Annotated in this window: 11 protein-coding genes and 1 pseudogene; 8 read left to right on the forward strand and 4 right to left on the reverse strand. The window is 70.8% G+C overall.

Annotation, left to right across the window (positions count from 1 at the left end; all coding sequences use genetic code 11):
- Positions 1–7: 7 nt before the first annotated feature.
- The gene (locus ACZ60E_RS00745; RefSeq protein ID WP_469436620.1) at positions 8–370 is read right to left on the reverse strand and encodes a hypothetical protein; all 363 of its coding nucleotides are present in this window, start codon (positions 368–370) and stop codon (positions 8–10) included.
- A 160-nt stretch (positions 371–530) separates the two neighbouring features.
- On the opposite strand from ACZ60E_RS00745, the gene ACZ60E_RS00750 reads away from it, so the two are divergent.
- Both ACZ60E_RS00750 and ACZ60E_RS00755 read left to right on the forward strand, forming a co-directional pair.
- On the forward strand, positions 531–1,814 hold the full coding sequence (locus ACZ60E_RS00750) for a PucR family transcriptional regulator (RefSeq protein ID WP_469436622.1): 1,284 nt from the start codon (positions 531–533) through the stop codon (positions 1,812–1,814).
- Positions 1,815–1,950: 136 nt separating this feature from the next.
- Positions 1,951–3,594, forward strand: a complete 1,644-nt coding sequence (locus ACZ60E_RS00755; protein WP_384802858.1) for a GMC oxidoreductase — start codon at positions 1,951–1,953, stop codon at positions 3,592–3,594.
- 60 nt (positions 3,595–3,654) lie between these two features.
- Here ACZ60E_RS00755 and ACZ60E_RS00760 read toward each other — a convergent pair whose 3' ends face one another.
- Positions 3,655–4,134, reverse strand: a complete 480-nt coding sequence (locus tag ACZ60E_RS00760; protein WP_384802855.1) for a carboxymuconolactone decarboxylase family protein — start codon at positions 4,132–4,134, stop codon at positions 3,655–3,657.
- Between the two features lie 25 nt (positions 4,135–4,159).
- On the reverse strand, positions 4,160–5,233 hold the full coding sequence (locus ACZ60E_RS00765) for an NAD(P)H-dependent amine dehydrogenase family protein (protein WP_469436627.1): 1,074 nt from the start codon (positions 5,231–5,233) through the stop codon (positions 4,160–4,162).
- 339 nt (positions 5,234–5,572) lie between these two features.
- Between ACZ60E_RS00765 and ACZ60E_RS00770 the strand changes: the two genes are divergently transcribed.
- The 4 genes from ACZ60E_RS00770 (at position 5,573) to ACZ60E_RS00785 (ending at position 9,032) form a co-directional block, all read left to right on the forward strand.
- The gene (locus ACZ60E_RS00770) at positions 5,573–5,776 is read left to right on the forward strand and encodes a cold-shock protein (protein WP_107014974.1); all 204 of its coding nucleotides are present in this window, start codon (positions 5,573–5,575) and stop codon (positions 5,774–5,776) included.
- 316 nt (positions 5,777–6,092) lie between these two features.
- Positions 6,093–7,622: a DEAD/DEAH box helicase gene (locus tag ACZ60E_RS00775; RefSeq protein WP_469436632.1), complete on the forward strand. Its 1,530-nt coding sequence runs from the start codon at positions 6,093–6,095 to the stop codon at positions 7,620–7,622.
- A gap of 122 nt (positions 7,623–7,744) precedes the next feature.
- The gene (locus ACZ60E_RS00780) at positions 7,745–8,176 is read left to right on the forward strand and encodes a hypothetical protein (protein WP_384802846.1); all 432 of its coding nucleotides are present in this window, start codon (positions 7,745–7,747) and stop codon (positions 8,174–8,176) included.
- 97 nt (positions 8,177–8,273) lie between these two features.
- On the forward strand, positions 8,274–9,032 hold the full coding sequence (locus tag ACZ60E_RS00785) for a YqjF family protein (RefSeq protein WP_469436635.1): 759 nt from the start codon (positions 8,274–8,276) through the stop codon (positions 9,030–9,032).
- Between the two features lie 56 nt (positions 9,033–9,088).
- Here the strand turns inward: ACZ60E_RS00785 and ACZ60E_RS00790 are convergent, their stop codons facing one another.
- On the reverse strand, positions 9,089–11,647 hold the full coding sequence (locus ACZ60E_RS00790) for a SpoIIE family protein phosphatase (protein ID WP_469436637.1): 2,559 nt from the start codon (positions 11,645–11,647) through the stop codon (positions 9,089–9,091).
- A gap of 463 nt (positions 11,648–12,110) precedes the next feature.
- Between ACZ60E_RS00790 and ACZ60E_RS00795 the strand changes: the two genes are divergently transcribed.
- Both ACZ60E_RS00795 and ACZ60E_RS00800 read left to right on the forward strand, forming a co-directional pair.
- The gene (locus ACZ60E_RS00795; RefSeq protein ID WP_384802839.1) at positions 12,111–12,428 is read left to right on the forward strand and encodes a hypothetical protein; all 318 of its coding nucleotides are present in this window, start codon (positions 12,111–12,113) and stop codon (positions 12,426–12,428) included.
- A gap of 216 nt (positions 12,429–12,644) precedes the next feature.
- Positions 12,645–14,362: pseudogene (locus tag ACZ60E_RS00800) on the forward strand (hypothetical protein).

Genomic DNA, 14,362 nt, shown 5'->3' on the forward strand with positions numbered 1-14,362 from the left:
CCGCACGTCAGCGCCGCTGAGCCGCCGGATTCTCGGTCCGGTGGTCGTAGTACGCCCACACGGAGACCGCCACGACCGCGGTGACCGTGATCGCCACCACCCGCACCACGCCCAAGGTGGCGAAGGCGACCAGACCGGTCGCGGCCGCTCCGCACAGCATGATCGTGCGGCTCTCGAAACGCTGCCGGGGCGTCTGCGGCTCCTCGCGGTCCTTGAGGTCGTGCAGGGCGTCATGGGCCGGATGCCCGGAGCCGCGCCGGGCGCGCGCCCGGTACGCCAGTGCGTAGCTGATCAGCGCGTACAGAGTGAGGGCGCCCAGGGCCCAGAGCAGGCCCTCGGGGTCCGCGCCGCCACCACGTGCCAGATACATGACACATCTCCTCCCGTTCGGCTTCCGGATTCCCCTGAAACCCCGGGGCACGCAGGGTGCGTGTCACGGGCCGATGGAAAAGAACGACGCACAACCCTAGGGACCGACTGGACGGTATGTCATTCTACGGAGCAGCCGAGCCGACGCCCCGGGAGATGTGATGCAGCAAGCCGTACGGTCCCGAGCCGAGCTGGGTCACGGACCGCCGTCCGCCGCGCCGTCACGTGGCCCGAGGGTCCGTTCGCTGATCGACGCCGACGCCCTTCGTGTGCTGCACCGGTCGGCCCGCGTTCTCCTGAACAACCTCCCGGAGCTGACCGACCGGCTGGTGGCGGCGCTGCGGGAACGGGAACCCGCCTACCGCAGCACCCTGGAGAGCGACCCCGCGGGCACCTGGCAGGAGGTGCACCGCTCACTGAGGCACAGCGTCAGCTCGCTCCTCGACCCGAGGAACGCCCGCGACGCCGCACTGCGCTGCTCGTGGAAGATCGGTGCCTCCCGTGCCGAACAGGGGCTGCCGCTGGACGCGTTGCTGCACGCCTTCCGGCTCGGCGGATCGCTGATCTGGCAGGCGCTGGTCGAGGAGACCTCACGGACCGCCCCCGAGGACGTCCGTCTGCTCGTCCATGTGGCGGCCGACGTATGGAACTTCGTGGACGAGCACTGCACCCTCGTGGCGGACGTCTACCGCAAGGTGGAGCGCCAGCACGCCTGGCGCCAGGAGCACCGGGTGCGGCTGCTGACCGCCGCCCTGCTCGACGGTACGAGCCGGATCGCGGACGTCGCCGAGACGGCCGAGGCGCTGGACCTGCCGGAACAGGGCCGGTACGCCGTGATCGCCGTCGCGGGTGGCCGCCAGGCGGGCCGCACCTCCGTGCCCGGCGCCGTCGTCCCGGCCGGGGCCCGCGTGTACTGGCACACGGGGGTGGAGGTCGACCACTGCATCGTCCTGGTGGGCGACGGTGACGGTGACGGAGATCAGGACGAGCTGGCGGTGGGGCTGACCGCGCCCGCCGGCACGAGGGTCGGTGTCGGCCCCGTCGTGGCGGGCCTCGCCGCGGTGGGCGACGCCCGCAGGCTGGCGGACATGGCCCTGAGCATGTGCGCGGACGACGGCGGCACCGTACGGCTGACCGAGCAGTTGCCCGCCGCCCTCGTGATGTCGTGCCCGGAGCTGGGCGGCGCGCTGGCCGAGCGGGTCCTGGGACCGCTGCTGCGTCTGGAGCCGTCCGACCGCGACATCCTGCTGGACACGCTGGCCGCGTGGCTGGACTGCGACGGCTCGGCGCAGCGGGCGAGCGCCCGGCTGTACTGCCATCGCAACACCGTCCTCAACCGGCTGAAGCGGTGCGAGCAGTTGACCGGACGGTCGCTCGCCCGCCCGGCGGACATGGTCGAGTTCAGCCTCGCGCTGACCGCCAGGCGGCTGCTGCGCGATATGTGACGCCCCGTCAAGTACGGGACGTGCGATACGTGATGCCCACTATGTGATCGTTTGAAAGTTACCTCAGGGTATGGCGTGACTTCTCACGGGGGTGCCAGTAGAACCCGTTTCACTCTATGAGAGTGAGGAGCCGCGCATGAACGACGATTCCCCACGTGGGACGGGCCTGAGGGGTGTGTCCCGGCGAAGATTCATCACTGGAACTGGTTCTTTTCTTGGCTCGGCCGCGCTCGCCGGGCAACTGACCCCGGCGCACGCCGCCACCTCGGCCGCGGCGGCGGTGATCGAACCGGGGGCGCATGTGCCCGCCCTCGTGATCGGCACCGGATACGGCGGCTCGGTGGCCGCCCTGCGCCTGGCCCAGGCGGGCGTCGACGTCCACATGATCGAGATGGGTATGGCCTGGGACACCCCCGGCTCCGACGGCAAGATCTTCGCCAACACGACCAGCCCCGACTACCGGTCCTACTGGCTGCGCACCAGGACGAAGCAGCCGCTCAGCAACTTCCTCGGCTTCCCCATCGACAAGGACATCCCCCGCTACACCGGCATCCTGGACGCCGAGGAGATGGGCGGCATCATCGTCTACCAGGGCCGCGGTGTCGGCGGTGGTTCGCTGGTCAACGGAGGCATGGCGGTCACTCCGAAGCGGGAGAACTTCGCCGCCGTCCTGCCGTCGGTCGACGCCGCCCAGATGTACTCCGTCTACTACCCGCGCGCCAACGCCGGCCTCGGGGTCGCCACGGTCGACCCGACCTGGTTCGAGACCGCCGACTGCTACCAGTACGCGCGGGTCGGCCGTAAGCACGCGGAGCGTTCGGGCTTCCCGTTCGTCTTCGTGCCCGACGTGTACGACTGGGACTACATGGAGCAGGAGGCGGCCGGGACCGTACCGAAGTCCGCGCTCGCGGGCGAGATCCTCTATGGCAACAACTACGGCAAGAAGTCCCTGCAGAAGACCTATCTGGCCAGGGCGAAGGCGACCGGACGGGTCGCCGTCTCACCCCTCCACAAGGTCACTTCGGTCGCCCCGGCCTCCGGTGGCGGCTACACGGTCGTCATCGACCAGCTCAACACCACCGGCGGCACCACGGCCACCAAGACCGTCACCGCCGACCGGGTGTTCTTCGCGGCCGGCAGCGTCGGCACCAGCAAGCTCCTGGTCAGGCTGAAGGCAACCGGCGCCCTGCCCGGCCTCAACAGCGAGGTGGGCAAGGGCTGGGGCGACAACGGCAACGTGATGTGCGGCCGCGCCAACCATCTGTGGGACCCCACCGGCGCCGTGCAGTCGTCCATCCCGTGCTCCGGCATCGACAACTGGGCCGCGGGCGGCGCGTTCGCCGAGGTGGCCCCGCTGCCCACCGGCATCGAGACCTATGCCTCGTTCTATCTGTCGATCACCAAGAACCCCAACCGCGCCCAGTTCTCGTACAACGCGGGGACGGGCAATGTCGACCTCAACTGGCAGACGGCCTGGAAGCAGCCGTCCATCGACATGGCCAAGACGATCTTCGACAAGATCAACGCCAAGGAGGGCACGATCTACCGGACCGACCTGTTCGGCACCTACAAGATCTGGGGCGACCACCTCACGTACCACCCCCTCGGGGGAGCGGTGCTCAACAAGGCGACCGACAACTACGGCCGCCTGCAGGGACATCCGGGCCTGTACGTCATCGACGGCTCCCTCATCCCGGGCAACACCAGCGTCAACCCGTTCGTCACCATCACGGCGCTCGCCGAACGCAACATCGAAGCGATCATCGCCGCGGACCTGTAACGACGTCCGGGGTGAGCGGCCGGGGCCGCCCGGACCACCGGACGGCCCCGGACCGCCGGCTCAGTGCCCCGGCAGGACGCACATGGCGTCGAGCCCCAGCACGCGGTTGAGCCGTCCGAACGCCAGCCACGATCCGAGACTCATGGTGAGTTCCACGATCTCGGCCTGGCTGTAGTGCGCGGTCATCCGGTCCCAGAACTCCTCGTCGAGGCCGTGATGGTCCAGGGTGTACCGCTCCGCGTACTCGGCGGCGAGGCGGGTGCGCTCGTCGAAGGCGTCGGTCGTACGCCACTTCGCCACCGCGTCGGCGAACTCCTCCTCGACCTTGAGCCCGTCCCGCTCGGTCCGCCAGTCGAGGCAGAAGAGGCAGCCGTTGATCTGCGCGATCCGCAGCCGCGCGGCCTCGAACTCGCGCAGCCCCAGGGTCGTATGGGCGTAGACGGCCAGCGAGAAGTTCGCGGCGGCGGGCCCGATACCGGGGACGAGGTCGCCCCACACGTACTCGATCGCGTTCCTGCCCTCGGGAATGTCGACGTTCATCCGGGACTCCTTCGCGTGCGCGGTGTCACTTCCTGCCGAGCCTTCCGGCCGCCGGAAGCAGCGGGACGTCGAGCGCGTCGTACAGTCCTGGCTCCGCGGCCACGAGCCACTCGATGGCGCCCACCAGCCGGCCGACCGCCGTGGCGTTCCCGCCCGCGGACCGGTTCTCGCCCTCGTCGGTCGCCTCGACGGTGATCTCGATCCGCGGGCGGCCCTCGATGATCACGCGATGGGCCCCGTCGCCGTTCGGCGGAACCGGCCAGTCCGGCGCGCAGGACGGATGGATCCGGGTGACGTGCTCGATCACGATCCGGGGCTCGCCCCCGACGATCCCCTGCACCTCGAAGCGCACCGCGCCCTGGGTGCCGGCCTCGAACTCGCCCATCGTCCGGGTGCTCACGGTGGTGTCGAGCGGGCGGCGCTGCAGGGTCTCGCGGATCTCGTCGATCTCGACGCCGAGCGCGCGGGCCATCAGCCGTATCTGCCCGCCCCACACCATGGTCGGGATCGACGGGGCGAGCATCAGCGGCTCGTAGTCCATCGGCTGCCCCATCCCGACCAGGAACCGCACCGACTCCTCCTGCTCGTACGTGGAGTAGTCGAAGACCTCCTGGCAGCGGATGCCGTCGACGGCCGTGCCGAGACCGCTCATCAGCAGGGGCAGGACGTCGTTGCCCCAGCCGGGGTCGACGCCGGAGACGAACAGCGACCCGCCGCCGTCCGCGACGGCGGCCAGTACGGGGTCACGGAACTCGGGCGGGGCGTTGCGCTGGTCGTAGAGCGGATAGAGGGACGGTGTGACGACCACGGCGCCGCCGCGGATCGCCCTGCCGATGTCGGCCAGCGCCTCGTCGGGCCGGATGTCGCCCGAGGCCGCGTACACGACGGCCCCGGGGGCCGCGGCCAGTACGGCCTCGATGTCGTCGGTCGCCGCGACCCCGAGTCCCCGGCCGAGACCGCCGAGCTCGCCCGCGTCGCGTCCGACCTTGTCGGGGCTGTGGACGAGCACGGCCGCGAGATCGAGCGCCGGATGGGCCTCGACCGCACGGATCGCGGCGCGGCCGACATTGCCGGTACCCCAGACCACCGTGGGAATCATGCGCGGAGCGTAACCTGACGAGTCGTCAGTTTCCATAGTCCTGCACGGACCTCGCCCGCCACTTCGCGCGGCGCGCTCCCGCGAGGGCTTCACGGGTGCCGGATGTCCGTAGGTAACGGTTTTCCGGCGGTGCCGCCGTGCCGTTGCCTGACGGGCCCTCCGTGATAGTCTTGATCGAGTTGCAGTTGTAGTTCCCGCACACTTCAAGTGCCGCAGGCGAATTCGTATTCGTCGGGCACTTTTGTATTTCCGGCGTTCCATTCCGGACGGGGTCAATTGCGGCGTCACAGGGGTCCACACAGTGCGGGCCCCCGGGTACTGCCCCGAAAGGGATATGACATGGCTAGTGGAACCGTGAAGTGGTTCAACTCGGAAAAGGGCTTCGGCTTTATCGAGCAGGACGGCGGCGGCCCCGACGTCTTCGCCCACTACTCGAACATCGCCACCCAGGGCTTCCGCGAGCTCCAGGAAGGCCAGAAGGTGACCTTCGACGTCACGCAGGGCCAGAAGGGCCCGCAGGCGGAGAACATCGTTCCTGCCTGATGTTGTAGCGCACAAGGCAGCTGGGGTCCCACTTAGCGTGGGGCCCCAGCTTGTTGCTTTTTCAAAGGCCTGGGGGACCGCCCCGCGGGCCCACCGACGGCCGGTCCGGTCCACGCGTTCTCCGCACCCCCGATCCGGCCCTTTGATCCGCCCCGTTCTCCATTCCGGGGATTCCCGCCGCCCGACACCGTCTCCCGGTGTGCCGAGTCGGCTGGGCAGGCCTGCTTTTATCTTGCATCCGGCTCGTTCTTGCAATTCGTTCGGCTCGTACACGCCGAGAATTCCTCGATACGTGCCATATCGAGGAAGGTTCTTCATGAACCGCTCAGCTCGTACGAATGATCGTTTCTCAAACAACCGCAAGGACGGCTTCGGCGGCTCCGACCGCGGTGGCCGGTCCCGCTCGCAGAGCCAGGGGCGCCCCGTCGGCCGCTCCGGCGGCAGCGGACGGCGGCCCGCCGCGTTGCAGGGGGAGTTCGCGCCGCCGGCCACCCTCACCCCCGCTCTCCCGGCGGTGTCGACCTTCGCCGAACTGGGCCTGCCCGCCGAGCTGCTGGAGACGCTCACCGGCCTCGGCGTGGTGGAGCCCTTCCCGATCCAGGCCGCCACGCTGCCCAACTCCCTCGCGGGCCGCGACGTGTTGGGCCGTGGCCGCACCGGCTCGGGCAAGACGCTCGCCTTCGGCCTGGCCCTTCTCGTCCGCACGGCCGGACGGCGTGCCGAGCCGAAGAAGCCGCTCGCCCTGGTCCTCGTCCCCACCCGTGAGCTGGCCCAGCAGGTCACCGACGCGCTCACGCCGTACGCCAGGGCGCTGAAGCTGCGGATGGCCACCGTGGTCGGCGGTATGTCGATCGGCCGGCAGGCCGGTGCGCTGCGTTCCGGCGCCGAGGTCGTCGTCGCGACCCCCGGCCGTCTCACGGACCTCGTCGAGCGCAAGGACTGCCGTCTGGACCGGGTCGGCATCACGGTCCTGGACGAGGCGGACCAGATGGCCGACATGGGCTTCATGCCCCAGGTCACCGCCCTCCTCGACATGGTGAAGCCGGAGGGGCAGCGGATGCTGTTCTCCGCGACGCTGGACCGCAACATCGACCTCCTGGTCCGCGGCTACCTCCACGACCCGGTGGTCCACTCGGTCGACCCGTCGGCCGGTGCCGTCACCACGATGGAGCACCACGTGCTGTACGTGCACGGGGCGGACAAGTACGCCACCGCCACGGAGATCGCCGCCCGCGACGGACGCGTCCTGATGTTCCTCGACACCAAGCACGCCGTCGACCAGTTCACCAAGCACCTGCTCGGCAGCGGTGTGAAGGCCGGGGCCCTGCACGGCGGCAAGTCGCAGCCCCAGCGCAACCGCACCCTGGCCCAGTTCAAGAGCGGCGCGGTCACCGTGCTGGTGGCGACCAACGTCGCGGCCCGCGGCATCCACGTCGACGATCTCGACCTCGTCGTCAACGTCGACCCGCCCGCCGACCACAAGGACTACCTGCACCGCGGCGGCCGTACGGCCCGCGCGGGCGAGTCCGGCAGCGTCGTCACGCTGGTCATGCCCAATCAGCGCCGCGACATGACCCGCCTGATGTCCGACGCCTGTATCCGCCCGCAGGTCACCCAGGTCCGCTCCGGCGAGGCCGAGCTGAGCCTTATCACCGGCGCGCAGAAGCCCTCCGGTGTCCCCGTCGCCGGGAGCGGGCAGACCGCGGAGCGTCCCCCGCGCGGCGGCGCCCCCTTCCGGGGCATGGGCACCCGCCCGGGCCGTGCCGGTGGCGAGTCCCGCAGGACGGCCGAGGCACGTCAGACGGCGGAGGCCCGCAAGGCCGCCCGGATCCGCCGGGGCGCGTGAACCTGGCGGTCGAAACGCACGTTTGTACGAGGGGCGGGCGCTTCGAGCGGCGGCGAGCGCGGAGATCCACCATTCTGGACGCAGATGCGATCACATTGCCCACATTGGGGAAGTCGAGTCCCATGACTGAATCAGAGTTTCCGCCGGAAAGCCGCCCCGTGGACCTGTACCTCGATCTGCTGCGTGTCCGTATGAACCCGACGGACTACGCGATGCTGCTGCGCATGGTCGAACCCGTCCTCGAAGCGATGCAGGAGCAACGCGCCGGACCCATCGAGCTGAGCCTCGACGGCGAGGAGGGCTCCAAGGTCTCGCAGGAGGTCCGTGACGAGGCGTCCCTCGTCGTGGCGGTCGCCGTCACCGGGCGCATGGACAACCAGATCGTCGAGATCGAGACCGAGGAGGGCGGACCCGTCAGGGTCGTGACCGACTCGGGTACCGCGGCCGATCCCGCCCGGTGCCAGGAGATCGCCGACTTCATCGGGGAGCGCCAGCGTCAGGACGAGGAACTGCGCGGCATCGCCGAGGTGAGCGGTCTGCCCACCGACGTCTGACGTCGGCTGTCCCGCACCGCACCCGTCCCGTGCCAGACGCGTCACACGGCACGGGTTCTCGCCGTGCGCGGAGCACGGCCCTGCGATGCTGGCGCCCGTGTCGATCACTTCGTCAGCGCCGGAACCCATCACGCCCGACGCCCCGGTCCTCCTGCGCCGCCCCCTGCTCACCCAGGAGTGGCTGGACCTGACCTTCGTGCACTGGGCCGTGGATCCGGCGGCCGTGGCGGGCCTGCTGTCGGCCGGAACCGTCCCTGACACCTTCGACGGCGTCACCTACGTCGGTCTGGTCGCCTTCCGTATGCACCGGGTGGGCTGGCTGAGACTGCCCGGCGTGCCCTACTTCGGCTCCTTCCCGGAGACCAACGTGCGGCTGTACTCGGTCGACGCGTACGGGCGGCGCGGTGTGGTCTTCCGGTCCATGGACGCCTCCCGGCTCGTACCGGTGCTCATGGGCCGCCTCGGCTTCCGCCTGCCGTACGTGTGGTCCCGCATGTCCGTGCGGACCGGCGAGGACACGGTCGCCTACGCCAGCGCGCGGCGCCTGCCGGGCCCGCGGGGCGCCTACAGCCGCCTGGTCGTCAGGCCGGGGGAGCGGATAGCGGAACCCACCGGCCTCGAACACTTCCTCACCGCCCGGTGGGGTATGCACAAGCCGTTCTTCGGCGACGCCGGATTCCTTCCGAACGACCATCCGCGCTGGCCGCTGCACCGCGCGACGCTGGTCGAGTGCGAGGAGAACCTCATCGGCTCGGCCGGTCTGCCGGCTCCGACGGGCGAGCCGGTGAGCGTGCTGTACTCACCGGGAGTGCCCGTACGCCTCGGCCGCGCGACGACGGCCCCGCCACGCCGATGAGGGCCGGTCCCGGAGCGGATGACCGGGCGGTCAGCGGCGAACGGGCGGGCGGGCGGTCAGCGGTGGCGGTCGGGCTTCGCGCGGCGGGCGGCCAGCAGGAGCGCTATGTCGTCCGGGCGGTTGGCCACGTGGCGGGCCTTCGCGGTGAGCCGGTCGGCGACCCCCGCGAGCGAGCGGCCCCCGGGGCGGCCGGCGGGGGAGCCCGCCCGGGCCAGGGCCACGCGCAGCGCGGTGATCCCCTCGTCGATGTCGACGCCGGGCGTCTCGACCAGGCCGTCCGTGTAGAGCGCGAGGATCGCGCCCGGCTCCAGGTGCAGTTCCGTCACCGGGTACTGGGCCTGCGGATCCACCCCGAGGACGACACCGCCGGGGATCTCCAGGACATGCGTGCGGCCGTCCGGGAAGCGCAGGATCGGCGGCGGATGACCGGCTCTCGCCACCCGGGCCTGACCGGTGAGCGGATCGAGACGGATGTAGCAGCAGCTGGCGAACAGACCGGGGTCGAGGTCGATCAGCAGATGGTTGGTGCCGCTCATGACCTCGTCCGGCGGCCGGTCACCGAGCGCGAAGGCCCGTACGGCGCTGCGCAGTTGACCCATCGTGGCGGCGGCCTGGACACCGTGCCCCTGGACGTCGCCGATGACCAGCGCGAGCCCGTCGCCCGACTCGACGACGTCGTACCAGTCCCCTCCCACCTCCATCCCCTGCGTGCCCGGCAGATAGCGCCCGACGGTCTCCACCCGCGGATGGGCGGAGAGGCGGCGGGGGAGAAGCGCCTGCTGAAGCCCGCGGGCGAGGGCGGCCTCGGTGTCGTAGCGCTGGGCCTTCTCCATGGCGTGCGCGATCAGCCCGGCCAAGGCCGTGAGCACCGTACGTTCCTCGGTGCTGAAGCCGCGGGGGCGGTCGAAGCCCAGGATGCAGGAGCCGACCGGACGCCCGGAGGCGATCAGGGGCAGGAAGGCACGGGAGCCCTCGGTCGCGTCGAGGGGGACGCCCGGGTAGGCGGTCGCGAGCTGCTGCATCGACTCGAAGAAGAGCGGGCGGCCACTGGTGAGGGTCTCCACCCCCGGCAGCCGCGCGTCGAGGCCGACGCCTTCGAACGGCGCGAGGAACCCCTGGGGGAAGCCCGTCTCCCAGGCCAGGTAGAGGTGCCGGTCCTGGAGCAGATAGATGGCGAGCCGGCCGCCCCCGAAGGCGGGCAGCAGCTCCTGCATCACGACCGCGGACACCTGGCGCGCGGTGACCGCCTCGGTCAGCGCGATCGCGAGGACGATCGGGCGGTACAGCGGCGCCATGGAGGTGACCTTGGCGGCGGCCCCGTCGGGCAGGGGCACACCGGCCGCCGCGGACCCCTCGGACGGCGGCGCGAGTCCGGGAACCGGGTCGGCCATCCGGTTGGCGGGTACGACGGTGCAGGTCAGGATGTCGGGCCCGGGATAGACGGAGACCGCGAGCCAGTCACCGCCCCCGTGGAACTCCGGGGCCGGGTCCTCGCCGTACCGCAGGGGACGTACGACGTGGAAGTGCACCGGCTCCAGCGACAGCAGCGCCTCGCGCAGATGGTCCTCGTAGGCGGAGCGCTCCAGCCACGGCACCTCCTCGCCCAGGGGACGGCCCAGGAGCCGCGTCCGCGGGCGGCCCAGGAGCCGGGCCGCCTGCTCGTTCGCGTAGACGATGAGCCCCAGCCGGTCGAGGCAGAACACCCCCTCGGGGAGCAGATCGGCCGCTCCGTCCGCCGCCGACCCGATGTCCGGGTCGAGGACGAGGCCGCGGACCGCGCACGGCCCGGGCGAGACGGCCGTGTCCTCCGGATTCCACAGTTCCAGCAGCCGCAGGCTGCCGTCGGACGCGTGCACCGGCAGGGGGAGGGGTGGTGGTCGGCCCGCGGCGGTCTCCCGTAAGGCGGTCAGCATCTGAGGGGAGTCGGCGGCGGCCACGGCGTCCGCGAGCGCCTGCGGGGTGTCCGTGCATCTGCCCGGCGCCACACCGAGCAGGGCGTGCAGACGGCTGTCCGCGGTCACGACGTCGGACACCGGGTCCCAGGTGAACCGTCCGATGCGCCCGGAGGGAGGATGCGTGGCCGGTGGCCGTACGCAGAGCGGTTCGCCGTCCCAGGCGATGTCCGTCTCACCGTCCTCCTCCAGCTTCCACAGGGCCTGGCCCAGGTCTTCGGCCAGCTGCGCCATGCGGTCACGGTCGGGCAGGACCTCGGTGGCGTCCGAGGCGGAGGGCCGCAGGATGGTCAGTACGCCGTACGTCGTCGACCTGCCCACGACCGGTACGTACAGGGAGCCGAACTGGAACGGCAGGCTCGCCGCGAACTGGGGATAGCGGCGCATCGTTTCTGTCGCGTCCGGAAGCACCACCTGGACGCCCAGCCGGAAGGCGTCCGCCACGGGGAACCTGCGGTCCACGTGCAGCCGCCACCAGGGGCGGAACAGCGGTCCCGGCAGCCCGGAGAGCACGGCGAGCCGCAGCAGGCCCGGTGTGCCGGAGCGCAGGTACACACCGCCCGCGAAGCCGCCGGCCGCGCTGATCGCCTCCGTGGTGATCCCGGTGAGCAGCGGGTCCAGGCGTCCGGGGATCCGGGTCTCGTGCTCGGCTCTCCCAGTCATCGGCCCTACCTCGTCCGTGCGCCGCCCGGGTGGCTGACACAGCAAGAATGCGCCACGAGGCCCCCCGCCTGCACCCGGGAGAGGCACTGTGCGCGTGAATTCGATGAGGCTACCGGGGTGTACGCGAACCGTGGGCGTCCGGTGGGGACTGCTGTTCCCCGATTCACCCGGCCCTGGCACCGGACCACACGAGGTACGGGCAAAAGAGGCTGGTCGGGTGCCTTGTCGGCCCGCCGCGCGGAACAGTCCGCATTTCCCGCCGAAGGAGGGGAACGTGGAACGTGGATCACATACGAGCCGGGAGAGGTGGACCGGAACAGCTCATGGAGCAGAACACGGAGCGGATCCGGTCGAGGGAGCGACCACATGGGATCAGGACAACCGCGGAGTTCGTCGCGGACTGCCTGCCCCGTGCGGCCCGAACCCGCCCTCGACGACCCGGCGCAGCCTCGTAAGGAGTCCCATGACCACGTACGTCATCACCGTCCCCGGCACGTTCGTCAACGGCGTCGAGGACGCCGCGCGCGCCGACATCGAGCGCAGGCTCCGTCCCAGGGACCCGAAGAACACGGACCTGGGGGAGAGCGAGGAGCTGAGCCTGCTGACGGTCGAGGAGGGCGGCATGTTCTCCGCCCGGATCGAGGTCGAGGCGGCGGACCAGGCGAGCGCCGAGGCCGAAGCGGTCCAGCTGATCTCGCGGGCCCTGCGCGACAGCGGCTTCCCCGAGAAGGACGCTCCGCTGGGCCCGGCCTTCGTGACCGGCATCGACCGCGAGTTCTGAGCTTGCGCGTTCTGAGACCGCGAGTCCTGAGGGCAGGAGTCTTGAAGGCGGGACAGCCGGTTCCGGTCCGTCCCCGGCACGACGGGGGACGGGCCGACGGGGGACGGACCGACCGCGGCACTCACCGGGAAGCGGGACAAATGCGCGCGCATCACCTCTAGGCTCGGAGCCACACAATCTTCGGGGGCTTCGGCCGCGCACGCGCAGGAGTTGCGGATGGACTACTACGACCTCGGTACCCACGGCCGCATGGTGAGCACCGAGTCCTCTCAGGCCCAGCTGTGGTTCGACCGCGGGCTGGTCTGGTCGTACGCCTTCCACCACGAGGAAGCCGTCGCCTGCTTCGAGGCCGCCGCGGCGGCGGACCCCGACTGCGCCATGGCCCACTGGGGCATCGCCTACGCCCTCGGCCCGAACTACAACAAACCCTGGGAGTTCTTCGACGGCGAGGACCTGGTCCGTACCGTCGACCGTACGCACGCCGCCGTGGAGCTCGCCCAGGAGAAGGCGGCCGGCGCCACCCCCGTCGAACAGGCCCTGATCGGCGCGCTGCGCGCCCGCTATCCGCAGGCGAAGGCCGTCGAGGACTGCTCGGTGTGGAACGAGCCCTACGCGGACAGCATGCGCGCCGTGTACGCACTCGCCCCGGACGACCTGGACGTCGCCACGCTCTACGCCGACGCGCTGATGAACCTCACCCCCTGGCAGCTGTGGGACCTGCGCACGGGCGAGCCGGCCGACGGCTCGCGCGCGGCGGCGGCCAAGGAGGTGTGCTGGAGCGGGCGCTCGCCACCGACGCGGGAGTACGGCACCCGGGGCTGCTGCACCTGTACATCCACCTGATGGAGATGTCCTCGGTCCCCGAGACCGCGCTGCCCGCGGCGGACCGGCTGCGCGGTCTGGTGCCCGACGCCGGCCACCTCCAGCACATGCCCACCCATCTGGACGTGCTGTGCGGCGACTACCGGCGCGTGGTGGCCGACAACGGCACGGCGATCGCCGCCGACGAGAAGTACCTCGCACGGTCCGGGGCGATGAACTTCTACACGCTGTACCGCTCGCACAACTACCACTTCAGGATCTACGGGGCCATGTTCCTCGGGCAGTCGAGGACCGCACTGGAGACCGCCGCCCAGCTCGAAGCCTCCATTCCGGAAGAGCTGCTGCGGGTGCAGAGCCCGCCCATGGCGGACTGGCTGGAGGGCTTCCTCGCCATGCGGGTGCACGTCCTGATCCGGTTCGGCCGCTGGGCCGACATCCTGGAACTGCCGCTGCCCGCCGACCCGTTGCTGTACTGCGTGACGACCGCGATGCGCCACTACGCCCGCGGGGTCGCGTACTCGGCCACCGGCCGGATCGCCGGGGCCGAGACCGAGCGCGCGCTGTTCAGGGAGACGGTCACACGCGTTCCGGAGACCCGGATGCTGTTCAACAACACCTGCGCCGACATCCTCGCGGTCGCGTCGGCGATGCTCGACGGCGAACTGGAGTACCGCAAGGGGAACTTCGAGGCCGCCTTCGCCGCCCTGGAACGGTCGATCGAGCTGGACGACAACCTTCCGTACGACGAGCCCTGGGGGTGGATGCAGCCGACCCGGCACGCGTACGGCGCCCTCCTCCTCGACCAGGGACGCGTCGCCGAGGCGGAGGCGGTCTACCGGGCCGACCTGGGACTCGACGACACACTGCCCCGCGCTCTGCACCACCCCGGCAACGTCTGGGCCCTGCACGGATTCCACGAGTGCCTCGTCCGGCTGGGCAGGGCGGGGGAGGCGCGGATCGTGGCCCAGCAACTGAAGATCGCCGCGGCCGTGGCGGACGTACCGGTCGAGGCGTCGTGCTTCTGCCGCCTCGCCGCCGACGCGCCCTCCGTCGACGCGCCCTTCGGGACCGCAGAACCCGTCAACGGGGCTCCTGGCGCGGGTTGTTGCTGA

This window comes from Streptomyces sp. NPDC102514 (genome assembly GCF_055584525.1).

Excerpts from the sequence above, each read along its gene's own strand:
- ACZ60E_RS00745 (WP_469436620.1), bottom strand. The coding sequence starts at position 370 with ATGTATCTGGCACGTGGTGGCGGCGCGGACCCCGAGGGCCTGCTCTGG.
- ACZ60E_RS00750 (WP_469436622.1), top strand. The coding sequence starts at position 531 with ATGCAGCAAGCCGTACGGTCCCGAGCCGAGCTGGGTCACGGACCGCCG.
- ACZ60E_RS00755 (WP_384802858.1), top strand. The coding sequence starts at position 1,951 with ATGAACGACGATTCCCCACGTGGGACGGGCCTGAGGGGTGTGTCCCGG.
- ACZ60E_RS00760 (WP_384802855.1), bottom strand. The coding sequence starts at position 4,134 with ATGAACGTCGACATTCCCGAGGGCAGGAACGCGATCGAGTACGTGTGG.
- ACZ60E_RS00765 (WP_469436627.1), bottom strand. The coding sequence starts at position 5,233 with ATGATTCCCACGGTGGTCTGGGGTACCGGCAATGTCGGCCGCGCCGCG.
- ACZ60E_RS00770 (WP_107014974.1), top strand. The coding sequence starts at position 5,573 with ATGGCTAGTGGAACCGTGAAGTGGTTCAACTCGGAAAAGGGCTTCGGC.
- ACZ60E_RS00775 (WP_469436632.1), top strand. The coding sequence starts at position 6,093 with ATGAACCGCTCAGCTCGTACGAATGATCGTTTCTCAAACAACCGCAAG.
- ACZ60E_RS00780 (WP_384802846.1), top strand. The coding sequence starts at position 7,745 with ATGACTGAATCAGAGTTTCCGCCGGAAAGCCGCCCCGTGGACCTGTAC.
- ACZ60E_RS00790 (WP_469436637.1), bottom strand. The coding sequence starts at position 11,647 with ATGACTGGGAGAGCCGAGCACGAGACCCGGATCCCCGGACGCCTGGAC.
- ACZ60E_RS00795 (WP_384802839.1), top strand. The coding sequence starts at position 12,111 with ATGACCACGTACGTCATCACCGTCCCCGGCACGTTCGTCAACGGCGTC.